Origin of the sequence: Plantactinospora sp. GCM10030261, from assembly GCF_042666615.1 — a bacterium.
Lineage (GTDB): Bacteria > Actinomycetota > Actinomycetes > Mycobacteriales > Micromonosporaceae > KBS50.
On record NZ_JBHTDD010000022.1, the window covers coordinates 1 to 21,542 of the forward strand.

Annotated in this window: 23 protein-coding genes; 12 read left to right on the plus strand and 11 right to left on the minus strand. The window is 71.4% G+C overall.

Annotated elements, in window-relative coordinates:
* The 5 genes from ACFQUZ_RS23195 to ACFQUZ_RS23215 all read right to left on the minus strand — a co-directional run.
* A partial coding sequence (locus ACFQUZ_RS23195; RefSeq protein ID WP_377445823.1) for a non-reducing end alpha-L-arabinofuranosidase family hydrolase occupies window positions 1-946 on the minus strand: 946 nt, incomplete at its 3' end.
* Window positions 947-1,266: 320 nt separating this feature from the next.
* On the minus strand, window positions 1,267-2,403 hold the full coding sequence (locus ACFQUZ_RS23200) for an ABC transporter ATP-binding protein (RefSeq protein WP_377445825.1): 1,137 nt from the start codon (window positions 2,401-2,403) through the stop codon (window positions 1,267-1,269).
* A complete protein-coding gene (locus tag ACFQUZ_RS23205) occupies window positions 2,400-3,209 on the minus strand; it encodes an ABC transporter permease (RefSeq protein ID WP_377445957.1) in 810 nt (269 codons plus the stop codon). The genes ACFQUZ_RS23200 and ACFQUZ_RS23205 overlap by 4 nt, the downstream gene beginning before the upstream one ends.
* Window positions 3,210-3,255: 46 nt before the next feature.
* Window positions 3,256-4,002, minus strand: a complete 747-nt coding sequence (modA, locus tag ACFQUZ_RS23210) for a molybdate ABC transporter substrate-binding protein (protein ID WP_377445958.1) — start codon at window positions 4,000-4,002, stop codon at window positions 3,256-3,258.
* 97 nt (window positions 4,003-4,099) lie between these two features.
* Complete coding sequence (locus ACFQUZ_RS23215; RefSeq protein ID WP_377445827.1) at window positions 4,100-4,525, minus strand: molybdopterin-binding protein; 426 nt, start codon at window positions 4,523-4,525, stop codon at window positions 4,100-4,102.
* A 149-nt stretch (window positions 4,526-4,674) separates the two neighbouring features.
* On the opposite strand from ACFQUZ_RS23215, the gene ACFQUZ_RS23220 reads away from it, so the two are divergent.
* A complete protein-coding gene (locus ACFQUZ_RS23220) occupies window positions 4,675-4,869 on the plus strand; it encodes a hypothetical protein (protein WP_377445828.1) in 195 nt (64 codons plus the stop codon).
* Between the two features lie 44 nt (window positions 4,870-4,913).
* Window positions 4,914-5,054: a hypothetical protein gene (locus tag ACFQUZ_RS23225; RefSeq protein ID WP_377445829.1), complete on the plus strand. Its 141-nt coding sequence runs from the start codon at window positions 4,914-4,916 to the stop codon at window positions 5,052-5,054.
* 20 nt (window positions 5,055-5,074) lie between these two features.
* On the opposite strand, the gene ACFQUZ_RS23230 is transcribed toward ACFQUZ_RS23225, so the two are convergent.
* The 6 genes from ACFQUZ_RS23230 to ACFQUZ_RS23255 all read right to left on the minus strand — a co-directional run bounded on the left by ACFQUZ_RS23230 (window position 5,075) and on the right by ACFQUZ_RS23255 (window position 10,649).
* Complete coding sequence (locus ACFQUZ_RS23230) at window positions 5,075-5,959, minus strand: sulfite exporter TauE/SafE family protein (protein ID WP_377445830.1); 885 nt, start codon at window positions 5,957-5,959, stop codon at window positions 5,075-5,077.
* On the minus strand, window positions 5,956-6,552 hold the full coding sequence (locus ACFQUZ_RS23235) for a rhodanese-like domain-containing protein (protein WP_377445832.1): 597 nt from the start codon (window positions 6,550-6,552) through the stop codon (window positions 5,956-5,958). The genes ACFQUZ_RS23230 and ACFQUZ_RS23235 overlap by 4 nt, the downstream gene beginning before the upstream one ends.
* A gap of 39 nt (window positions 6,553-6,591) precedes the next feature.
* Window positions 6,592-7,992 carry a rhodanese-like domain-containing protein gene (locus ACFQUZ_RS23240; protein ID WP_377445833.1) on the minus strand — a complete coding sequence of 467 codons (1,401 nt, stop codon included), beginning with the start codon at window positions 7,990-7,992 and terminating at the stop codon, window positions 6,592-6,594.
* Window positions 7,993-8,149: 157 nt separating this feature from the next.
* Entirely contained in the window at window positions 8,150-8,419 is a 270-nt protein-coding gene (locus tag ACFQUZ_RS23245) for a metal-sensitive transcriptional regulator (protein WP_377445960.1), read from the minus strand.
* A 281-nt stretch (window positions 8,420-8,700) separates the two neighbouring features.
* The gene (locus ACFQUZ_RS23250) at window positions 8,701-9,399 is read right to left on the minus strand and encodes a response regulator (RefSeq protein ID WP_377445835.1); all 699 of its coding nucleotides are present in this window, start codon (window positions 9,397-9,399) and stop codon (window positions 8,701-8,703) included.
* Window positions 9,396-10,649, minus strand: a complete 1,254-nt coding sequence (locus ACFQUZ_RS23255) for a histidine kinase (RefSeq protein WP_377445837.1) — start codon at window positions 10,647-10,649, stop codon at window positions 9,396-9,398. The genes ACFQUZ_RS23250 and ACFQUZ_RS23255 overlap by 4 nt, the downstream gene beginning before the upstream one ends.
* 200 nt (window positions 10,650-10,849) lie before the next feature.
* Here ACFQUZ_RS23255 and ACFQUZ_RS23260 point away from each other — a divergent pair, with 200 nt between their 5' ends.
* From ACFQUZ_RS23260 to ACFQUZ_RS23305, 10 genes are all read left to right on the plus strand, one after another.
* The gene (locus tag ACFQUZ_RS23260; RefSeq protein WP_377445839.1) at window positions 10,850-11,272 is read left to right on the plus strand and encodes a DUF6220 domain-containing protein; all 423 of its coding nucleotides are present in this window, start codon (window positions 10,850-10,852) and stop codon (window positions 11,270-11,272) included.
* Window positions 11,269-13,260 (plus strand): multicopper oxidase domain-containing protein, encoded by a 1,992-nt coding sequence (locus tag ACFQUZ_RS23265; protein WP_377445840.1) that lies wholly within the window; start codon window positions 11,269-11,271, stop codon window positions 13,258-13,260. The genes ACFQUZ_RS23260 and ACFQUZ_RS23265 overlap by 4 nt, the downstream gene beginning before the upstream one ends.
* Window positions 13,250-15,487, plus strand: coding sequence for an MMPL family transporter (locus ACFQUZ_RS23270; RefSeq protein ID WP_377445841.1), 2,238 nt, complete (start codon window positions 13,250-13,252; stop codon window positions 15,485-15,487). The genes ACFQUZ_RS23265 and ACFQUZ_RS23270 overlap by 11 nt, the downstream gene beginning before the upstream one ends.
* 130 nt (window positions 15,488-15,617) lie before the next feature.
* Window positions 15,618-16,250, plus strand: a complete 633-nt coding sequence (locus ACFQUZ_RS23275) for a sigma-70 family RNA polymerase sigma factor (protein ID WP_377445842.1) — start codon at window positions 15,618-15,620, stop codon at window positions 16,248-16,250.
* Window positions 16,234-17,352, plus strand: a complete 1,119-nt coding sequence (locus ACFQUZ_RS23280) for a hypothetical protein (RefSeq protein WP_377445843.1) — start codon at window positions 16,234-16,236, stop codon at window positions 17,350-17,352. Before ACFQUZ_RS23275 ends, ACFQUZ_RS23280 begins: the two co-directional genes overlap by 17 nt.
* Window positions 17,349-18,443: an ABC transporter ATP-binding protein gene (locus ACFQUZ_RS23285; protein ID WP_377445844.1), complete on the plus strand. Its 1,095-nt coding sequence runs from the start codon at window positions 17,349-17,351 to the stop codon at window positions 18,441-18,443. The genes ACFQUZ_RS23280 and ACFQUZ_RS23285 overlap by 4 nt, the downstream gene beginning before the upstream one ends.
* Window positions 18,440-19,288 (plus strand): ABC transporter permease, encoded by an 849-nt coding sequence (locus ACFQUZ_RS23290; RefSeq protein WP_377445846.1) that lies wholly within the window; start codon window positions 18,440-18,442, stop codon window positions 19,286-19,288. Before ACFQUZ_RS23285 ends, ACFQUZ_RS23290 begins: the two co-directional genes overlap by 4 nt.
* A gap of 156 nt (window positions 19,289-19,444) precedes the next feature.
* Entirely contained in the window at window positions 19,445-20,020 is a 576-nt protein-coding gene (locus tag ACFQUZ_RS23295; protein WP_377445847.1) for a hypothetical protein, read from the plus strand.
* A gap of 186 nt (window positions 20,021-20,206) precedes the next feature.
* Window positions 20,207-20,557 (plus strand): DoxX family protein, encoded by a 351-nt coding sequence (locus ACFQUZ_RS23300; RefSeq protein WP_377445848.1) that lies wholly within the window; start codon window positions 20,207-20,209, stop codon window positions 20,555-20,557.
* Window positions 20,558-20,618: 61 nt separating this feature from the next.
* Window positions 20,619-21,521, plus strand: coding sequence for an RNA polymerase sigma-70 factor (locus tag ACFQUZ_RS23305; RefSeq protein WP_377445849.1), 903 nt, complete (start codon window positions 20,619-20,621; stop codon window positions 21,519-21,521).
* Window positions 21,522-21,542 lie beyond the last annotated feature (21 nt).

Genomic DNA, 21,542 nt, shown 5'->3' on the forward strand with positions numbered 1-21,542 from the left:
TCGGGTCGGTTGAGGTCCGGTAGGAGAAGGCCGGTCCGCCCCACTGGTAGGCGAGCACCCAGATGTTGCGCGGGGCGAAGTAGAACAGCGACGGTGCGACGGCGGAGAACGGCATCCGGTTCTGGCTGGCCGAGGCCATGTCGGACCAGTTCGTGAAGAGGCCGAAGTTCATCGAGCCCCACGACGTCCCCGTGTCGTGCGTCGTGGCGTAGACGAGTTGCCTGCCGTTGTAGGGGGCGTGCGTGAAGTCCTTGAGCGAGACCCACCCAGGGGCCGGGTTCGCCAGCACGCCGGTCGACGACCAGCGGTACGACGACGGAAGGTTGCAGGTGCCGGGCGGCGGGGGGTCGGTGGGGCCGCCGCCGCCATCGACGCGGACCAGTTGCCATTGCTGGTTGGCGCCGTTCCAGTCGTCGTACTGCACGATGTTGCCGCCATCGGCTGTCGATGCGCCCTGTACCTCCATCACCTTGTTGCTGTTGCGGTTGATCAGGCGGACGTGGCCGCCGTCGGAGTCGGCCAACCGGAACTGCTGGTTCGCCCCGTTGTGGTCGCTCCATTGCACGATGGCGGCGCCGTTGGCGGTCGACCAGTTGTAGACGTCGAGGACCTTGCCGGACAGTCGAGACTTGAGCCGGTAGTAGCCACCGCCGGAGTCGACGAACTGCCACTGCTGCTGGTTGCCGTTGTTGCGGGTCCACTGGGTGATCCGGGCGCCGTCGTTGGTTGCCAGGTTGTAGACGTCCAGCGCCTTGCCGCTGTTGCGGTTGAGTAGCACGTACCAGGCGGTGGGATCGACCGTCGCCGCCGCCGCGGGCGTCGACAGCACCGCCGTGGCGACGCCACCCGCCAGCACCGCCGTCACGCCGGCGGCGACGACCCGCGGCAACCACCTGCGCTGCCGTGACGGGGGTGCGGTCGATGGGGACCTACCAAAGGCAGACATGATCCTCCTCCAGTGACCAAGAGCCGAACGGTCTGCCCGATGATGGGCGCACCGCGACGCATAGCTGGGGGTGCATGCGTCAACAAAAGTTAGCGCTAACAAGGCGTCCGCATGCCCAGGCGAACGTCCAATCCAAGATCCGACGAGGCCGGACTGCCCGGAGAGCCATGGCCGTCGCCGTCCTTGCCCATCGACTGTGAGCGATAACATGCCGTTCGTCAAGTCGTAATCTTCGATCAACCAAGCGCGGAAGGCTGGAGCCCGGTGGCGGCCGCAGCTCCCACACGTCCAGCCGCCACCCGGGACGTTCCGCCTGCGCCTCACCCGCCACAGGTGCGCGCGTCGCATGTCGGATCGACGCTCCGGTCGGCCGAGGCGGGATAGGCACGGGTCTCGGCGGCCTTGACCGCGACCCACACCGGTTGACCGGGCGACAGTTGGAGGTGTGCGGCGGCGGCCGGAGTGATGTCGGCGGCGACGGCGATCGGGCCGTCCAGTTGGACTCGAAGGTTGTCACCGTGGCGTTGCAGGCCCGTGATGACGGCCGACCACGTGTTGCGGGGGCTGCCGTCGGGTCGATCCGGGTGCAGCGCGACGGCCGCGGGAGGGAAGGCGACGAACGCGTCGCCGTGCAGGGCGTCCGCGACGGTGAGGGTGAACCCGTCGCCGAGGCGGACCACATGCCCGTCGGCGCCGCCGCGGTACAGGTTGAGCCCCACGAGCCGGGCGACATAGTCGGTACGGGGTTGGGCGGTGATCGTTGCCGCGTCGCCCTCCTGGACGACGCGACCGTCCTCGACGATGACGAGCCGGTCGGCCAGCACCAGGGCATCGAGTGGATCGTGGGTGACCAGCAGGGTGGCGCCGGAATGAGCGGCGAGGTGGCGGTGTAGTTCGGCGCGGGTGTCCAACCGGGTGCGGGCATCCAGCGCGGCGAGCGGCTCGTCGAGCAGCAGCAGCGCCGGCCGCACGGCCAGGGCCCGGGCGAGGGCGACTCGTTGGGCCTGCCCGCCGGACAACTGCCGGGGTTTACGGTGGGCGTGCTCGGCGAGGCCGACCCTGGTCAGCCAGTCGGCGGCCTGCCTGCGGGCGGTGCGCCGGTCGGTCCCGTGCCGGCGAAGGCCGAAAGCGACGTTGTCCAGGGCGGTCAGGTGCGGGAACAGTAGGTAGTCCTGGAAGACCACGCCGAGGGGACGGCGTTCCGCGGGTGTCCACACGCGATGCTCGGGCCGGTCGACGTGCTGACCGGCGAGGGTGATGTGGCCTGCGGTCAGTGGTTGCAGGCCGGCGAGGGCACGCAGGGCGGTGGTCTTGCCGGCACCGTTGGGACCGAGCAGCGCGACCACCTCGCCGGCGTTCAGGCGAAGCGGCAGGTCCAGGCGGAAGGCGCCGCGGTCCACGGTCAGGTGGGCGTCGACGACCGGATCGGGCACGGGTTCGGGCCGAACGGCGATCATGCGCTGGTGATCCACTTGTCGCGCAGCCCGGCCAGGATGGCCACCGACACGGTGAGCAGGACCAGGCTGAGCACGACGGCGCCGTCCAGGTCTCCTCCTTCGATGGTCTGGTAGACCGCCAGCGGCATGGTCTGGGTGATGCCGGGATAGTTGCCGGCGAAGGTGATGGTGGCACCGAACTCGCCCAACGCCCGTGCCCAGCACAGCACCGCTCCCGCGGCGATGCCGGGCGCGACCAGCGGCAGCGTGACGTGGGTGAACGTGGTCCAGCGTCCCGCCCCCAGGGTGGCGGCGGCCTCCTCGTACCGGGTGTCGGCGCCGCGCAACGCGCCCTCGACGGCGATGACCAGGAAGGGCATCGCGACGAACGCCTCGGCGACGACCACGCCGGCGATTGTGAACGGCAGGGTGAAGCCGAACGTGGTGTCCAGCCACTCGCCGAGCAGACCCCGGCGTCCGAACACCAGCAGCAGCGCCACGCCGCCGACCACCGGGGGCAGCACGAGCGGGACGGTGACCAGCGCGCGGATCAGCCGCCGGCCGGGGAACTCCACCCGCGCCAGCAGCCACGCCAACGGCACGCCCAGCAGCAGGCACACGCCGGTGGCGGCGGTGGCGGTCTGCAGCGACAGCCGCAGCGCGGTCAGCGCACCCGGTTCGGTGAGCCGTTGCGGCATGGTGGTCCACGGGACGCGGATCACCAGACCGGCCAGCGGCAGCACCAGGAACAGCAGGCCCAGCAGGGCGGGCACGAGCAGGACCGCCGGGACGCCCTGGGTACGCCGGCGGCGCGCCGGCCCGGTCATCCCGGGCCGTCCCGCCTGATCCAGCTCGCCGATGCGCGTCACGACGTTATGGGGCCTGGAATCCGGCGCCGGTCAGTACCGCCATGCCCTGGTCGGACCGAACGTGGGCGACGAACGCCCGCGCGCCGGGCCGGTTCGGGGCGTTCTTCAGCACAATGATCGGATATTCGTTGACGGCGCTCGACGATTCGGCGAACTCCACTCCGATAACGTCGTCGGGTGCCGCCTGAGCGTCGGTGCGGTACACCAGGGCGGCGTCGACCTCACCAAGCTTCACCTTCGACAGCGCGGCCTTCACGTCCTGCTCCAGCGTGACCGGGGTGATCGGCACCTGCGCGGTGGCCAACGCCGTGACCGCCGCCGCACCGCAGGGCACCTGCTCGACGCAGAGAGCGACCTTCGTCCCAGGCCTGGCCAGGTCCGGGAGGGCCGCGATGCCCTTCGGATTGCTCTTTGGTACGGCGATGACCAACTGGTTCTTCACGAACGTCGCGGGACTGCCGTCGCCCTCACCGGCGTCGACGACCGTCCGCATGTTCTTCGGCGCAGCCGAGGCGAACAGGTCCGCCGGAGCACCCTGGGTGATCTGGGTGGCCAGCGCGGAGCTGCCGGCGAAGTTGAACCTCACGGTCACGCCCGGGTTTGCCGCCTCGAAGTCTTTGCCGATGCGCGTGAACGACTCGGTAAGTGAGGCCGCGGCGAAGACCGTGACGGTCCCGGTCGCGGCCGAGGTCGCGCCCCGCGGAGGGCCCGCGGTGTCCCGCCCGTCGCCGCAGCCGGCCAGCCCAGCCATGGCCAGGGCCGTCAACCCGGCCACCGTGGTGCGAACGAACGCTGCGCCCACCTGTCCTCCCTCAGGTCGCGCGCCGACCTCGCGCGCCGGCCCACTGTCACGCACCGGCCCGGGTCCTGTGGGCCGCGCCGGGGGCGGAGCGCTCCACCACCACGGTGGTCGATTTGATCACTGCGACCGCGACGGACCCGACCCGCAGATCCAATTCGTCGACCGCCTCCCGGCTCATCAGCGAGACCACCCGGAACGGCCCGGCCTGGATGTCCACCTGGGCCATCACCGTGTCCTTCGCCACCGCTGTCACGATTCCCCGCAGGCGGTTACGGGCCGATGATTCCTCCGACCGGCCGTCCGGTTCGTCCGCGTGCGCGCGGACGAACCTGGCCAACTCGACCCCGTCGATCACTCGATGGCCCGGCTCGTCCCGGGTGGCGGACAGCCGACCCGCGTCCACCCAGCGACGCACCGTGTCCGTGCTCACCCCGAGCAGCTCCGCGGCCTCGCCGATCCGAAACACCGTCACATCCGGCACCCTACCGGTACGCAATTGCGTCAGGGCATCTGCCCGGACCCTTGCGTCTGCTGGAGCTGAGGTCAGTTCCACATCGCAGATGCGCAGCTGGCGAGCGCCCCTGACGGGCGGGTGTGCGGCCTCGCCCTGGTGTGGGATCGATGGCGCCTGGGCAGCGCCGCTGGTTGCTCGGTCGGCTGCTGGTGCTCGGCCGGTTCCAGGCGCACAGCACCTCCCTGATCTCCGGGCTGTTGTTCATCGCGCTCGGGGCGTTCTTCCTGGCCTTCGACGGTACGACGGGGCTGTCCGGGGTCTGGGTCTCACCGACGTCGAGGGCACCGCACAGGAATGGGTGACCGGGACGCTCGGTTCCGTTCCGGATGAGGTGATCCTCCTTCCCGTGATGGCCGTTGCACTCGGCGTCCTGCTCGTCCGTCGGCGGCGAGCCGCCCGGGCCGTGCCGGTCGCCACGGATCCGGCTACGCCGAAGGCCGCCGACCGGGCTCCCGCAGAGGCGACCCGGCCGGGGGCGGACCGGTGACGACGCCTGCCGTCCCCGGATCAGCGGCGGGTGCCGGCGCCGACCTCCCGGTCGGCGTGTCGCCGGCGGCTCTGCCTGACGGTCAGCGCGATAGCCGCCGCCACGGCCAACCCGAGGACGGCCCATGACAACGGGTGGGTGCGCACCCCGTCGGGCAGTTGCCGCGCGAGCACGAAGCTGCCCATCACGACGACGAACCAGCCGAACGCCGTACGCAGCACATTCTCGGGAATCCGGCCGGCCAGCCGGCCGCCGACCAGGCTGCCGGCCACGGCGGCGGTCGTCACAGCGGTGGCGAGACCCCAGTCGATGCTGACGCTGGACAGGTAGCCGGCCAGGCCGGCGAAGGACTTCATCGCGATGACGACAAGCGAGGTGCCCACGGCGACCGGCATCGGCAGGCCGCCGAGCAGGGCCAGCGCCGGCACCACGAGAAAGCCGCCACCGGCACCGACCAGACCGGTGACCAGGCCGACGACGACACCGTCGAGGATCACGCGGAGGACCGGCAGCTCGTGCGGCGCGGCCCGTCCCGGGGTGTCGCGCCGGCCACGGATCATCGCGCCGGCGGTGGCCAGCATCATCAGTGCGAACCCGGTGAGCAGCACGCCGGCCGGGATGAACTCGGCCAGCCGGCCACCGGCGTACGCGCCGGCCATGCCCGCCGAGCCGAAGACCAGGCCCGTACGCCACCGGATCCGCCCGGCCCGCGCGTGCGGCAGTACGCCGACCGCGCTGGTGACGCCGACGACGAGCAGCGAGGTGGCGATGGCCTCCTTGGCCGGCAGGTCGGCGACGTAGACCAGCAGCGGTACGGCGAGAATGGAGCCGCCGCCGCCGAGCAGGCCGAGGCTGATCCCGATCAGCACGGCCAGCCCGACGGTCAGCGCGAGGCTGCCTGTCACGCCCTACCGCCCGTCGACGGCCCGGCACGGAGCTGACCGACGATGGTGTCCAGGTCGCAGCGGGCGCCCCGGTTGTAGGGAAGTTTGCCGAGCAGCATGCCCATGGCACACGTGTTGGTGAGTGCGGCGAAGGTGAGGCCGGCGCCGATGAACCCGGCAACCCACTTCATGCCGGGCACGAGGACCGAGGCCAGGATGCTGGCCAGCACGATGGAGCCGGCCACCAGACGGACCTGGCGTTCCAGGTCCCAGCGGGGCTTGCCCTGGCTGATCGGCGCGTTGGCCGCCTGCCAGGCCATGATTCCGCCGCCCAGCACCTTCACGTTGGGCAGGCCGACGCCGGTGAGCGCCTGCTCGGCCTGCGCGGCGCGGGCGCCGGAGCGGCAGATCAGCACGACGTCCTGGTCGAGCTGCCGGCGCAGCTCCTCGCGGTGTTCCTTGAGCAGGTCGAGCGGCACGTTGTACGAGCCGGGAATGTGGAAGGTCTCGAACTCCCCGGGGGTGCGGACGTCGAGCAGCCGGGGTGCCCGCCCGGCGGCGACCAGGTCGCGCAGGGTCGCCGCGTCGAGGGTCGAGGGGGTCGTCGTGGTCATGGGTCTCCTTCGTGTCTGTGGCTCGTGGAGGGACGAAGCTCAGACGGCGGCGGACATCCGTACGCCGGCCGGCTCGGCCTGGCCGAACATGTCGTCGATCAGGACGACCTGGCGACCGGCGTTGGCCAGGAGCGACGCGGCGGCGGTGGCGCGGTAGCCGGAGCCGCAGTGCACCCAGACCGCCCCGGCCGGCACCTCGGCAAGGCGCTTGGGCAGATCGGGGAGCGGGATGTGCACCGCGCCGTCGATGTGCCCCGCGGTCCACTCGTTTGTCATCCGTACGTCGAGCACGACCTGCGGCTCGGGGAGGCCGCCGGGAACGTGCCCGGCCTGCGCCGCGGCGAGGGCGGGGAAGTCGGCGACGGCCATCTCCCGCAGCTCGTCCGGGCGGGTCGCCCACTGGTCGGGGGCGCCGGTGGACTGGGCTGCCGGTCGGTCGATGCCGATGCGCACCAGTTCCCGCTGGGCGTCGGCGACCTGTTCCGGGGTTTCCGCCAGGAGGGTGATCGGGACACCCCAGTCGATCAACCAGCCGAGCCAGGTGGACATCGGCCCGTCGAGACCGAGTCCGACGGTGCCGGCCAGGTGCGAGGCGGCGTACGCCGTGCGGTGGCGCAGGTCGACCACCCACTCGCCGGCATCGATCCGGCGGCGCAGGTCCTCGGCGTTGGCGCGGCGGACCGGGCTGAGGTCCACCGGGGCGGGGCCGGCCGTGTTGGCGACGCCCATGTGCGCGTAGTAGGCGGGGTAGGCGTCGAGACCGGCGAGGGTCTCGGTGACGAACTGGTCGGCGGCGAGCCGGAAGACCGGGTTGGCCTGCTTCTCCCGACCGATTGTGGACTCCGGGGCATCGGCCTGGCTGGCCGAGCAGAAGCTGCCGAAGCCGTGGGTGGGCCAGACCTCCGCGCCGTCGGGCAGCAGGTCGGCCAGCTTCCGCGCCGATTGGTGCTGGTGGTGCGCCAGGGTGTGCGCGTGCTGCTGACCGAGGAGGTCGGTGCGGCCGGTCGTGCCGAACAGCAGCGATCCGCCGGTGAAGACACCCACCGGGGACCAGCCGCCGTCGGTGGCCTCGTCCAGGGCGTACGACAGGTGGTGGAAGGTGTGGCCGGGGGTGCCGATCACCCGCAGCCGGAGCGAGTCGGACACCGCGACCACATCGCCGTCGGTGACGGGCAACCGGTCGAAGCCCACCTCGTCGTCGGCGGCGACCAGGTACACCGCACCGGTCAGCCGAGCCAGTTCCAGGCCACCCGAGACGTAGTCGTTGTGGACGTGCGTTTCCACCACATGGGTGATCCGCACACCCTTCTCGCCCGCCAGGTACACGACCCGGTCGACGTCCCGCTGCGGATCGACAACGACAGCCACCTGGCCGTCCGTCGCCAGGTAGCTCCGGTCACCCAGTGATGAGGTGGTGATGACCGATATCTGCGTCTTCATCCTTGTACTCCCTTCTATATACCCGGGGGGGTATAAGGCCGGCAGTCGTCACCCTTTGTCGAACTCGGGCATGGCTTACCCGCCCCGGCGGCGACGACGCCGACGGAGCGCTATGTCAGGGCTGGCGCCTCACGCGTGGCGCCTCACGCGTGGCGCCTCACGCCAGAGCGAGGAACAACTTCTCCAGATCCGCCTCGGTCATCTCCGGCTGCTCGCCACGATCGCGAGCGGCCGAGCAGTGCCGCATGCCGGAAGCAATGATTTTGTAGCCTGCCCGGTCGATCGCCTTGGACACCGCGGCGAGCTGGGTCAAGGCATCCCGGCAGTCCTCGCCGTTCTCCATCATCTCGATGACCGCGTTGAGCTGTCCCCGGGCACGCTTCAGGCGGGTCAGGGCCTCGCCGGTCATCTCGGGGCGCAACTTCATCTTGACCACCTCCTCGGCCACCGTAGCACGTACCCCCGGGGGTATACCCAGGTGCCGGTCACCGCCGTGCCGCCCGGCGATGTCGCACGATGACAACCCCGCCGACGATCATCGCGACGAGCAGGATCCCACCGCCGACCAGGGGCGCGGCACCATTGGCGGATCTCCTCGCTTCGGTGTCGTCCCGTTTGTCGCGATGGGAGCGGCGGGTAGTTCCCGCGCCGGATGATCCGCGGACATCAGCCGCACGCCGGTCCAGGTAGTCGCCTGAACCGGACTGGTCAGGAATCGGGGCCGACAAGACCCGTCTGGTACGCGATGACGACAAGCCGCGCGCGGTCCCGCGCACCCAGCTTCGCCATCGCGTGACTGACATGGGTGCGCGCGGTGGCCGGACTGAGGAACAGCTCGGCGCCGATCTCGTCGTTGCTCAGCCCCCGTCCCACCAGGGTGAGCACCTCCCGCTCACGGTCGGTGAGCACTGCCAGCCGGTCCTCGGCGACCTTGGCGGCCGTGCGCCGCGCGGTGAACTGGCCGATCAGGCGTCGGGTGATCCGCGGCGCGAGCAGGGCCTCTCCCGCCGCGATCACCCGGATGGCGTGCAGCAACTCGGCCGGACCGGCGTCCTTGAGCAGGAAGCCGCTGGCACCCGCCTGCAGTGCTTCAAAAACGTGGGCGTCCGTGTCGTACGTCGTGAGGATCAGAATCCGGACGTGCTGGAGCCCCGGCATCCCGGTGATCTGGGCGGTGGCCTGAATGCCGTCCAGCTTCGGCATGCGGATGTCCATGAGGACGACGTCCGGTCGGGTCGCACGGGCGCACTCGACGGCCTCGGCACCGTTTGTGGCCTCGGCTACGACGGAGACGTCGTCCTCGACGTCGAGCAGCAGCCTGAACCCCGAGCGCACCAGCCCTTCGTCATCGGCGAGCAGCACCCGGATCGGTCCGGTGGTCGACGGGGGGTCGGATGAGATGGTCACAGTCGCGCGCCGTTCGGTGCGAGCGGCAGCCGCGCCGTGACCTCGAAACCGCCGGCCGGAGTCGGCTTGGCGTCGAGGTCACCGCCGAGCAGGTGGCAGCGCTCGCGCATCCCCACGATGCCCCGACCGGCCCCGGACGGATGCGCCGTGCCGTTGCCGGACGGCCGATCGAGGACGGTGCCGTTGCCGGACGGCCGATTCGGGGAGTTCGTGGTTCCGGCGCGGCCGTCGTCGGTCACCCGGATCTCCAACACGTCGACCCCCGGGGTCAGCAGCACCGTCACGCGGGTCGGGCCGACGTGACGGATCACGTTGGTGATCGACTCTTGCAGGATCCGGTAGGCGGCACTGCCCACCGCGCTCGGCAACGGTGTCTCGGGTGAGGTCGCGTCGAGCGTGACGTCCAGTCCGGCGGCGCGTGCCTTCGCGGTGAGTTCGTCGATCTGCTCCAGGCCAGGATGTGGCGTCCGACCGTCGTCGTCGTCCCGGAGCACACCGAGAATGGCGCGCATTTCCCGCAGGGCCCGAGCACTTGTCTGCTCGATGGTCCGCAACGCCTCGCGGGCCCGTTCCGGCCTCTTGTCGAGCACGTGCGCCGTCACCCCGGACTGCACGTTGATGATCGCGATGGCGTGCGCGACGGTGTCGTGGACCTCGCGGGCGATCCGGAGCCGTTCGGCGTCGACCCGCGCGCGCGCCTCCTCCTCACGGGTTCGTTCGGCCCGTTCGGCACGCTCCTGCGCCTCGGCCGCGATGACCCGCCGGGACCGGACCGACTCGCCGAGGGCCGCGCTCATCACCGACGCGCCGATCCGGAAGAACACCCACCCGACGGCGGCGCGAGGCTGGTCGACCACCCAGATCAGCCAGTCGACGGCCAGCACCGTGATCCCCACTCCGGCCATCATCAACGACCGGCGCCCGTCGCCGTACGCGGCGAGGGTGTAGAGGGCGACGAAGAGCCCGAGCCAACCGGGTCCGTCGGGTAGGTCGAGACCGTAGTACGTCAGGCTGGCGAGCGCGGTGATGGCGAACACCGCCACCGGCCACCGACGCCGGACCGCCACGACCAGGCCGCTCACCGCCAGCAGCGCGAGACCGATGGCGCCGATCTCATCGAGCGGACGCGGCACCCCCTCGGCGGTGGTGCGGGCGATCGTGCCCTGCACCTGCATCGCGGCGACGAAGAACGCGAGCACCACGTCCAGCATCACCGCGCGTGGGGGAAGCGGCACAGCGCGGCGTTTCATGACGTGATCCTACTGCTCCCGGGCAGGGAAAACGCTCTCCCGGAAGCGCGGTCGGCTACGTCGACGCGCGTAGCGAGAGGCGGGTCGGCTACGCGGATCCACGTAGCCGTTGCCGACCGTCGGCAGAGGACAGAGCCCGTCCACCGGAGCGACGATCGCCGCCATGAGCGATCACCCGTACCCGCATCGAGGAGCGCGACATGCGTAGATCCGTCTTCGGCGTGGCGGCCCTGCTGATGCTGGCCGTCCTCGCACAGTTCTTCCTGGCCGCCAGCGGCGCCTTCGACACCGCGCCCAACGACGAGTCCTTCCGTCCGCATCGGATGCTGGGCGCCGGAATCGTCCTGCTCGCGCTCCTGGTGACAATCGTCGCGGCGGTCGCCCGGATGCCCGGGCGGCTCGTCGGGACCAGCGGCCTGGTCGCCGGCCTCGCGGTGCTCCAGTTCCTGATCAGCGCCATCGCCTCGGGCCTGGACGGCGCCGGCGGCAGCACGACCGCCGGGGAGATCGTCTTCGGCCTGCACGCGATCAACGGGCTCGCCATCCTGGCGTTGGTCGGGTTGATCGTCCGTCACGCCCGGCAGTTGGCCGGCCCGGTTGCCCGAGTGCCACAGACGCCGTGACCACTCAGCTGTGGATCGTCCTGGACCACGGTGTCGCGTTGCTCGGCGTTGCCGCCTGGTTCGCGGCCGGCGTCACCCTGTCGCTGCGGCGTAGCCGGCTGGCGCTCGCCGCTGTCGTCACGGCAGTGCTGGTGACGCTCGCCCGGGTGGTCACCGTGGCGGTCCTGGCCGGCCGCGGCTGGTGGTTCGTCCAGGAGAAGGTCCTGCTGGGGCTGCCGATGGTGGGGGCCGCCGGCACCGCGGCCGTGCTGCTCGCCGGCCGACACCTGATCGCGGCGGCGCGGGGGCGCGGCGACGGATGGTCGGCGAGCGGCGTCGTCTCCGTCTTCACGGCGGCCTACGCGGCCGTGACGGGACTGGTGGTGACCTTCGTGGCCGGCTATCCGCTCACCGTGGGCACCACGCTGGCCGCCATCGCGCTCGTCGGCGCCGGTGCCCTACTGACCGCCCGAGCCCTCGTACCACCCGCCGGAACCGCGGCCGGGGTGGGCGCCGATCGACCGTCCGAGGGCCGGCGCGTGATCTCCCGGCGCCGGCTCCTCTGGCGGACCGGTGGGGCGGTCGTGGTGACGGCGGCCGGCACCGGCACCGGCCTGTCGTTCCTGCCCGCCGAGCCGGTGACCACGGGAGGCGGGCACGGACGATCCCGGACGGTCGTCTCGGTCGCCGATCTCCGCGGCGCCGGCCCGCCGGCACCGGGCGGCACCGTGCGCCAGCACACCCTCACCGCGAGCAAGGCGACGGTACGGCTGCCGTCCGGCCAGGAGGTGGAGGCCTGGACCTACAACGGCGAGGTCCCAGGTCCGGCGATCACCGCGACCGCGGGCGACCTGATCGAGGTACGGCTGCGCAACGCCGACATCGACGACGGCGTGACCCTGCACTGGCACGGCTACGACGTGCCGTGCGGCGAGGACGGCGCACCGGGCGTGACGCAGCCGGTCGTGGAACCCGGTGCGGACTTCGTCTACCGGTTCCCCGCCGACCAGGTCGGCACCTACTGGTACCACACCCATCACGCGTCCCACGTCGGCGTACGGATGGGCCTCCACGGCACGCTCGTCGTCACGCCGCGCGAGGCGCGGGAAGCCGACGCCCGCCCGGCGAGACCCGTAGACCTCACCCTGCCCGTGTACACCCTCGCCGGCACCGTGGTGCTCGCGGGCGTCGACGGCCGGACCGAACACTCCGTGCCACCCGGCACCCCCGTGCGGCTGCGACTGATCAACACCGACTCGGACCCGCACCGGATCGTCCTCGCCGGCACCCCGTTCCGGGTGGTGGCCGTTGACGGCCGGGATCTCAATGAGCCCGGTGAGCTCCGCGACGTGGGATTACGTCTGCCCGCGGGTGGCCGGTACGACGTGACGTTCCCAATGCCGGACGGATCCGTGGCACTCGTCGTCGACGCCGATCGCGAGGCAGGACTGTGGTTGCGCCCACCCGGCGGTGCCAATCCGGAAACGCGCGTCGGGGACACGGCCACACTGCCGGAGCTGGACCTGTTGCGGTACGGCGTTCCGGCCGCGGTGCCCTTCCGTCAGGGCGACGCGAACCGGCATTTCACAATGGTCCTCGATCGTGGGGTGGCCATGGTCGACGGTCGACCGGCGTACGCGCAGACCGTCAACGGTCGTGGTCACCCAGGCATCCCCGACCAACTCGTCGCCGAGGGGGACGTCGTCCGCTTCACGGTCGTCAACCGGAGCCTGGAGACACATCCCTGGCACCTGCACGGTCATCCCGTGCTGGTCCTGTCGAGGGACGGGGTGCCGTCGACAGGCAGCCCGCTGTGGATGGACACCTTCGACGTCCGGCCCGGCGAGGTGTGGGAGGTCGCATTCCGCGCCACGAACCCCGGGATCTGGATGAACCACTGCCACAACCTGCCGCACGCACACCAGGGAATGATGCTCCGGCTTCGGTACGACGGCGTCACCACGCCCTTCGACAGATCAACTGGCGAAGGCGCGCGTCATGGCCACTGATTCTCCGGCCGGTTCCTCGGCCGGAAACAGCAACGACACCGAGGAGAAGATGATGAGGACCGAGACTGCCCGTACGGGTGGGACGCTGGCACGGCTGGCCCGGTTCTGTTACCGACGTCGCCGCCTGGTCCTCATGGCCTGGATCATCGGTGTGATCGCCCTGGCGTTCGTCGGGTCCAGCTATGGCGCGGCCCCCGACAACGAGTACGTCGGCGGTGACACCGGTTCCGCGAGGGCGCAGGCGCTGATCGAGCGGCACTTTCCGGAGCAGCAGGGGGACTCGCTGGTCCTGGCGATCAAGGCGGATCGGGGGATCGACGACCCAGCTGCCCGGCAGAAGATCGAGAAGGTCGTCGCCGAGTTGGACGCCGCACCCCTGACCGGGCCCGTGATCTCGCCCTATCAGGATCCGTCCCTGGTGACGGAGGATCGCCGGATCGCCCGGACGACCATTCCGCTGACCGTGCGCAGGGCGGACGTGTCCGAGGTCAAGCCGCTGGTTGACGTGGTCAAGGAGGCATCCGGCGACGGTGTGCGGCTGGGGCTCGGCGGGGAGCGCGCGGAGAAGGCGGAGACGCCTCCGCAGGGTCCGGCCGAGGGAGTCGGCATCGGGGCGGCAGCGATCATCCTGTTCCTCGCGTTCGGGTCGCTGGCGGCGATGGGCCTGCCGATCGTGACCGCTCTGATGGCGGTCCTCGGCGGTACGGCTCTGATGAAGCTGATAGGACACTTGTTGCCCGCACCGGATTTCACGATCCTCGTCGCTGTGATGATCGGGCTCGGTGTCGGCATCGACTACGCGTTGTTCATCGTGACCCGGTTCCGGGACAGCCTCCGGGAGGGTGACGAGCCCGAGACCGCCACGGTGCGGGCCATCACCACCGCCGGTCGTGCCGTGCTGTTCGCCGGGACGACAGTGGTCATCGCGCTGCTCGGCCTGATCGCGATGGGACAGGAGATGATGAACGGCGTCGCCATCGGCGCGGCGGCGACCGTCCTGGTGACGATGATCGCAGCGGTCACCCTGCTGCCCGCGTTCCTGGGGTTCACCGGCCGCAAGATCGACTCGTTGGGTCTGCCCCGCCGGACGTCCCGTCGGCGGGCCGCCTCTGGCACGCCGGCGCGGGAACGCCGCACGCTCGCTGAGCGCTGGGCCGGCGTGGTCCAGCGCCGGCCGCTGGTTGCCGCGATCCTGGCCGGCGCGATCCTGCTGGCGCTGACCGCCCCCGCGTTGTCGATGCGGCTCAGCCTGCCCGACGCCAGCGTCCAACCACAGGACAGGAGCAGTTTCGCGTCGTACGAGATCCTCTCCGAGGGTTTCGGCCCCGGTTACGGCGCACCCCTGATCTTCGCCACCGAGGTCGGCGCCACGGACGCCGACGTGGCCGCCATCGCCGGCGCGGTCCGGAACACCGAGGGCATCGCCTCGACGACTCCGCCCCGGGTGAGCGACGACGGGCGGGCCGCCATCTTCATGGCCTTCCCGACGACGGGAGCCCAGGCGGAGGCCACCGCGGACCTGGTGCACGAACTCCGCGACAATGTGCTGCCCGGGACCGGCGGCGAGCGGGTCTACCTCGGCGGCCCGAACGCGGCGGCGATCGACCTTGCCGAGGAGACCGGTTCCCGCCTGCCTCTGATGATCACGGTGGTCATCGTGCTGTCGCTGTTGCTGCTTGTCCTGCTGGTCCGGTCGGTCACGATCGCGCTGCAGGCCGCGGTGATGAACCTGCTGTCCATCGGCGCCGCCTACGGCGTGCTGGTGGCGATCGTGCAGTGGGGATGGCTCGGATCGGCCCTCGGGTTCCCCGCCGAGATGCCGGTCACGACCTGGGTGCCGATGATGATGTTCCCGCTCCTGTTCGGGCTGTCCATGGACTACCAGGTCTTCCTGGTCTCGCGGATCCGTGAGGAGTACGAGCGCACCGGCGACACCCGCGGCGCCGTCGCTCGGGGTCTCGCGCGGACCGCCAAGGTCATCACGGCGGCGGCCGCCATCATGATCGCCATCTTCACGACCGCGCTACTCGGTTCGGACGTCTCGGTCAAGCAGATCGGCCTGGGCATGGCTGTCGCCGTGCTCGTCGACGCCACCATCATCCGGATGATCCTCGTCCCCGCGGTGATGGAGATGTTCGGCAAGGCCAACTGGTGGATGCCCGGCCGGCGGTCGCCGGAGACGAAGCCGGCCGCGCAGGTCAGGGCCGGGACGGAGGTCCGGGTCTGACGACCCGGCGTTCCGCCCGGTGCTGGCCATCGGGGGGTCCCGGGCCGGTCACCCGGCCCGGGACGGCCCCTGTTCCGACTCGCCCGCCGGCGTGCTGTCACATCCGGAACGCCGGCGGTGCTCTGTAGATGTGGAGGAAGATGGGGAACTCGTAGGGCCCGCGGCCGCCGCCGCGGTGCCGGCCCTGTCCCGGCGAGGCTCCGGCCGGGCGGCCCGGCGAGCCGAGCGGAAGGACGCCGTGGCCGTGTCGACTCCCCGGGACTCCGGGGCCGTTCGCCCCGATCTCGAGCAGATCTTCCGTACCGCCTATCCGCGGGTCGTCGCGGTGGCCGCCAGGATGCTCGGCTCCCGGGACCAGGCCGAAGACGTGGCGCAGGAGGTGTTCCTGGCGTTCGGTCGCTCCTCGGTGCCAGCGAGAGAGGCGATGGGATGGTTGTCCGTCGCCGCGGCGCACACCGCACTGAACCATCTCCGCTCCGGCCGTCGGCGGGCCACCCGCGAGGAGACGGCCGGCGGCGTGGCACCCGCCGCGCCGGATGTGGCCGACGCGGTCGTGACCCTCGACGAGCGGCGCCGGGTGCGGGAAGCGCTGGCCCGGCTGCCCCGCAGACAGGCCGTTGCCCTGGTGCTGCGGCACAGCGGCCTCAGCTACGCCGAGGTCGCCGCCGTTCTCGAGCTATCTCCCGGCAGCGTGGGCACCACCGTGCGACGCGCCGAGTCCGCCCTACGCGAGGAGTTGAACCGTCATGCGTCATCCGACTGACGGCACGCTGCGCCGGCTTCTGGACGAGCCGGCCGGCGTTCCCCACGCCGACCGGGAGCACATCGCCGGATGCCCGGCGTGCCTGTCCGACCTGGCGGCCGCCGAGCAGGACGCCGCGGTAGCCGGTGCGGCGCTGAACGTCGAGGTCCGCGCGGATGTAGACGCGGGATGGCATCGCCTGTCCCGGGAGGTCGCGGCCCAGGGCAACCGGCCCGCGGCCGGAGCCCCCGCTGCCCGCCGGTCGGCGGCGGCCACCATCTCCGCCCGCCGGTGGCGGGCCGCGCTCCGCAGCCCGGTGATCGCCGCCGTCGGGGTCGCCGCGCTGCTGGCCGGGGCCAGCACGGCTGCCGCCGCGGACTGGTTGCAGATCTTCCGCGCCGAGCGGATCGTCCCGGTCACCGCCCCGGAGGCCGACCTGGTCAAGTTGCCCGAGTTATCGGCCTTCGGTGAGGTTACGGTGACCGAGGCTCCCCGGGTACGGGCGGTCGCCGATGCGACCGCCGCCGAACGAGCCGTCGGGCTGTCCGTCCCCCGGGTGGGAGAACTGCCCCGAGGCGTCACAGGAGAACCCACGTACCACGTCGGCAACCGGGTGACCGGGGTCTTCACCTTCTCCGCCGACACGGCCGCGCGGACCGTCGCCGCGACGGGCGGGACACTGCCGCCGCCGCCACCGGGGCTCGACGGCAGCCAGTTCCGGTTGTCCGCCGGCCCCGGGATAGCCGCTGTCTGGTCCGCGGGGCGTCCCGTGCCGGCCCTGGTGGTGGGACGCGCGGTGGCGCCGACCGCCTACTCTTCCGGCGTCCCCTTCGAGACGGCCCGCGACTACATCCTGTCGCTGCCCGGACTGCCGGAGAACGTGGCGTCCCAACTACGCGGTTTCACCGCCGACGGCACGACACTGCCGTTGTTCATGCCGACCGAGGAGATGACGAACTCCCCCGCGGAGGTCGGCGGGGTGCCCGCCACGGTGGTAACCGCCCGCGACGGGTCGATGGCGGGCGTCGTCTGGGTGAACGACGGCGCGGTGACCCTGGTGGCCGGTTCGCTCACCGCCAGCGAGGTGCTGTCGGTGGCGCGAGGGTTGCGGTGGGGGCGGTGACCAGCCCCAAGGCCAGCCACGACGGTGCCGCGTCGCCCGGCGGTGCCGCGTCGCCCGGCGGTGCCGCGTCGCCCGGGGGTGCCGCGTCGATCGGGGCCCCCGCTCGCGGGGCCGCCCCGCCCGACGCGGCCCCGATCGAGGCCGCGGAGCGGCTGATCGCCGACCTGCCGCCCACACCGGCTGTGTGGTGCTCGGGCCTGCGGAAACGGTACCGGCGACGGGTGGCGGTCGACGACGTCTCCCTCACCGTGGGCCGCGGCGAGGTGTTGGGACTGCTCGGTCCCAACGGCGCCGGAAAGACCACCGTGATCAAGATGCTGCTCGGTCTGGTCCGGCCCGATGCCGGCGAGGTGCTGCTGCTGGGACGGCCGGCACGGGACCCGCGAGCCCGGTCCCGGGTCGGCTACCTGCCGGAACTCTTCCGGTACCAACCGTGGCTCACCGCCGCCGAGGTACTGACCCTGCATGTGCGGCTCGCGGGCGCAGCGGTGCCCGCACCGGAACGGCGGGAGTGCCTGGCCATGGTGGGCCTCGCCGACCGTGCCGGTGACCGGGTCGGCGGATTTTCCAAGGGCATGCAGCAGCGACTCGGGCTGGCCGTCGCACTGGTGGCCCGGCCGGAACTGGTGATCCTGGACGAGCCGACGAGCGCCCTCGACCCGATCGGCCGGGCCGACGTCCGAGATCTGCTGCTCTCGCTCCGCGCCCGTGGCGTCGCCGTCCTGCTCAACTCGCACCTCATCGGGGAGGTCGAGCGGGTCTGTGACCGGGTCGTCATCCTCGACAAGGGCCGGGTGGCGGCCGCCGGCACCCTCGCGGAACTCCTGGGCCAGCGCGAGCTGCGGCTCCGCCTCGACGGTGTGACCGCGGCGGCGGAGGCCCGGCTGGCCACCGCCGGCCGGTTGACCCGTACCGGGGATGCCTTCACCGTCATGCTCAGCGCCGACCAGGACACCGACGTCGTTCCGGACCTCGTGGCCGACCTGGTCCGCCTCGGAGTCCGGGTGCATGCCGTGGAACCGGCGAGGATCAGCCTTGAGGAACGGTTGCTGGACATCCTCCGTACCGATCCAAGTGGGGAGCATCGATGACCGCTCGGACCGTACTCATCGTCACCGCCCTCACCCTCCAGGAGGCCACCCGTCGGCGGGTGCTGCGTTCGCTCGCCGTCCTGACGGTCGTGTTGCTCTCGCTCAGCGCCTGGGGGTTCTCCCGGATAGACGCCACGTTCGGCGGGCTGACCAGCGGGGAGTCCCGGCTGGTGGCCGCCATGGTGCTCAACCTGGTGATGTTCGGTCTGAGCCTGATCGCCGCGCTCGGCACGGCGTTCCTCGCCGGCCCGACCCTCGCCGGTGAGACCGAATCCGGAACGGCGCTGGCGATCCTCGCCCGGCCGGTCCACCGCTTCGCGGTGCTGCTGGGCAAATGGCTCGGGCTCGTGATCTTCGCTAGCGGGTTCGTGGTAGTCGCAGGCGTCGCCCAGTTCGTCATCGTCCAGGTGACCACGGGTTACTGGCCGCCCCGGCCGGTGGTCGGGCTTGCCCTGCTCGCCGCACAGGCCGTGGTGCTGCTCACCCTCGGCCTGCTGCTGTCCACCGTCATCTCCCCGATGGCGTCCGGCATCGTCGCGGTCGGCCTGTTCGGCTCCACCTGGATCGCCGGCGTGGTCGGTGCCTTCGGTGCGGCCCTTGACAACGACGGCGTGGCCCGGATCGGAACCGTCTCCCGGATGCTGCTGCCCACAGACGGCCTGTGGCGCGGTGCCATGAACTCCTTCCAGGACCCGACCCTGCTGGTCCAGTTCAACGAGGCGTTCCAGGGGCACCCGTTCCTGAGCACGGCGGCGCCCACCACCACCTACCTCGCCTGGGCCGGACTCTGGGTCGTCCTCGTCCTCGGTCTCGCGGGGGCCGCCTTCCACCGCCGGGACCTCTGAGCGGCAACCGCACCCGAAGCACCGACCTCGGCATCGCAGGCTGGCGGCGGACAGAGACCAGCCCGCCGGGGCACCGGCATTCGGGCCACGCCGCACCACGAGCCGGGGGGACGGAGACCAGCCCGGGTGGCGCGCGCCTGCCGTAGGCTGCCTGCCGTGGTCAAGGCGGACCTGGCCGGCGCCCGACGGCTGACGAGATGGTTGAGCCCGGCCGGCCTCTTTCTGGCCGGGCTGCTGCTCCTGCTGCCATTCGTGGCGGTCTCCTGCGACGCGCCCGGTGGCTACGGCCGGGGCTCGGCCGGCAGCACGACCACCTACACCGGAGCGGACCTGGTAACGGGGGACGAGCCCGCGGTCAGCCCACCGGACCAGGTGCTTCCGCCCGAGCGGCGGCGCGACGACACGCTCGGGGTACGACCGCTCGCCGTGACGGTGCTCGTGCTGATCCTCGCCGCACTGATCACCGCGACCGGAATCGCCACCCCGTGGCGTCGCCGCCTCGTCACCGCGATCCTCGCCGCGACCGCCGCGCTGACGCTCGTCGCCGAGCAGGTCGCCGTCCGCTCCGTGCTCGCGGCGCGACTGCGGGACCAGCTCACCACACCCCTGCCGGCCGACAAACGGGTCGAGGACTACGTCCAGACCCAGCCCGGGTTCTGGCTCTGCCTGCTCACCCTGATCGCGGTCGCCGCCGCCAACAGCGCAGCCCTGCTCCGCGGACGCAGACCATAGCCCCTTTTCCCGTCGATCTAGGGCAGATGGTCGTGAGTTGATCTCCAATCACGACCATCTGCCCTAGATCGACGGGGTGGGGGGTGGGGGTGGGGGGTGATGTGGTGCGCGTCACGCCACGTCACGGGGGTGTCGCTGCCAACCGTCCCGTGAGGGTCAACGAAGCCTCAGACGAGGAGCAGGGCCATGTCCACCACGTACACCGTCGTCATCGTCGCGACCGCCCTCTGGGTCGGCTTCTCCGCCTTCGCCGTCTTCATCCGCGCCCCCTGGGTCGTCCAACCACTCGCCGACTACGGCGTCCCCCGCTCATGGTGGCCGTGGCTCGGCGCCGCCAAGGCCGCCGGCGCGGTCGGCCTGCTCGTGGGTCTGGTCGTTCCGGTGATCGGCATCCTGGCCGGCGTCGGTCTCGTGCTCTACTTCATCGGTGCCGTCATCACCATCATCCGGGCTCGGGCGTACTCGCACATACCGTTCCCGCTGCTGTACCTGGCTCCGGTCGTCGGCTCGCTGACGCTCGGCCTGATGGCGGCCTGATGTCCCGAGGCGTCGAGGTGACCTGGATGCCCGCCGCGCGCCGTACCGACCGGGAGGACAGATGACGGATGGACGGCTGGTCCCGGCGTTCGAGGACCACCGGGACCTCCTGTTCTCGATGGCGTACCGCATTCTCGGCAGCGTGGCCGACGCCGAGGACGCCGTACAGGACACCTGGCTGAAGTGGTCGACCGTCGACCGTTCCCGGGTGACCGAGGTCAAGGCGTACCTCGTGCGGATCGTGTCGAACGTGGCGGTGGACCGGCTGCGGTCGGTTCAGGCCAGGAGGGAGACGTACGTCGGCCCCTGGCTTCCCGAGCCGATCCGTACCGACAGTGATGCCGCCGACGGCGTGGCGGCGGCGGAGTCGGTGTCGATGGCGCTGCTGGTGGTGCTGGAGACGCTGGGCCCGCTGGAACGCGCCGTGTTCGTGCTCAGGGAGGTGTTCGGGTTCAGCCACGGTGAGATCGCCGATGCCGTCGGCCGCTCCGAGGAGAGCGTGCGCCAGACGGCGCGCCGCGCCCGCGCGCACGTCCAGGCCCGGCGGCCGCGGTTCCATGCCGACCGGGTCCGGCAACGGTCCGTCACCGAGCGGTTCCTGACCGCGGCCACCGGCGGCGACCTCAACGCCCTCATGCAGCTGCTCGCGCCGGACGTGACGCTGTGGACCGACGGTGGCGGCAAGGTGCGCCAGGCGATGCGCCCGGTCACCGGCGCGGAGCGGGTGGCCGGCTGGTTCGCCGGAATCAGCGACCATTCCTACCGGGGTGTCGCGTTCGCCGACATGACGATCGAGATCGTCGAGTTGAACGGCGGACCAGGCATCGTGTTCAACGGTCCCGGCGGGGTCATCGGCATCGTCGCGCTCGATCTGGACGAGCAGGGGCGGGTCGCCGCCATACACAACGTCGCCAACCCGGACAAACTCCGGGACGTCGGCGCCGGAACGATCCACCGCCTCTGACAGACCGGGCGGCCGGCACCG

What these genes read in the sequence shown, in the direction of transcription:
- ACFQUZ_RS23200 (WP_377445825.1), bottom strand. Translation starts at nt 2,403, where the DNA reads ATGATCGCCGTTCGGCCCGAACCCGTGCCCGATCCGGTCGTCGACGCC.
- ACFQUZ_RS23205 (WP_377445957.1), bottom strand. Translation starts at nt 3,209, where the DNA reads ATGACCGGGCCGGCGCGCCGCCGGCGTACCCAGGGCGTCCCGGCGGTC.
- modA (WP_377445958.1), bottom strand. Translation starts at nt 4,002, where the DNA reads ATGGCTGGGCTGGCCGGCTGCGGCGACGGGCGGGACACCGCGGGCCCT.
- ACFQUZ_RS23220 (WP_377445828.1), top strand. Translation starts at nt 4,675, where the DNA reads ATGGCGCCTGGGCAGCGCCGCTGGTTGCTCGGTCGGCTGCTGGTGCTC.
- ACFQUZ_RS23235 (WP_377445832.1), bottom strand. Translation starts at nt 6,552, where the DNA reads ATGACCACGACGACCCCCTCGACCCTCGACGCGGCGACCCTGCGCGAC.
- ACFQUZ_RS23240 (WP_377445833.1), bottom strand. Translation starts at nt 7,992, where the DNA reads ATGAAGACGCAGATATCGGTCATCACCACCTCATCACTGGGTGACCGG.
- ACFQUZ_RS23245 (WP_377445960.1), bottom strand. Translation starts at nt 8,419, where the DNA reads ATGAAGTTGCGCCCCGAGATGACCGGCGAGGCCCTGACCCGCCTGAAG.
- ACFQUZ_RS23255 (WP_377445837.1), bottom strand. Translation starts at nt 10,649, where the DNA reads ATGAAACGCCGCGCTGTGCCGCTTCCCCCACGCGCGGTGATGCTGGAC.
- ACFQUZ_RS23260 (WP_377445839.1), top strand. Translation starts at nt 10,850, where the DNA reads ATGCGTAGATCCGTCTTCGGCGTGGCGGCCCTGCTGATGCTGGCCGTC.
- ACFQUZ_RS23270 (WP_377445841.1), top strand. Translation starts at nt 13,250, where the DNA reads ATGGCCACTGATTCTCCGGCCGGTTCCTCGGCCGGAAACAGCAACGAC.
- ACFQUZ_RS23280 (WP_377445843.1), top strand. Translation starts at nt 16,234, where the DNA reads ATGCGTCATCCGACTGACGGCACGCTGCGCCGGCTTCTGGACGAGCCG.
- ACFQUZ_RS23290 (WP_377445846.1), top strand. Translation starts at nt 18,440, where the DNA reads ATGACCGCTCGGACCGTACTCATCGTCACCGCCCTCACCCTCCAGGAG.
- ACFQUZ_RS23300 (WP_377445848.1), top strand. Translation starts at nt 20,207, where the DNA reads ATGTCCACCACGTACACCGTCGTCATCGTCGCGACCGCCCTCTGGGTC.
- ACFQUZ_RS23305 (WP_377445849.1), top strand. Translation starts at nt 20,619, where the DNA reads ATGACGGATGGACGGCTGGTCCCGGCGTTCGAGGACCACCGGGACCTC.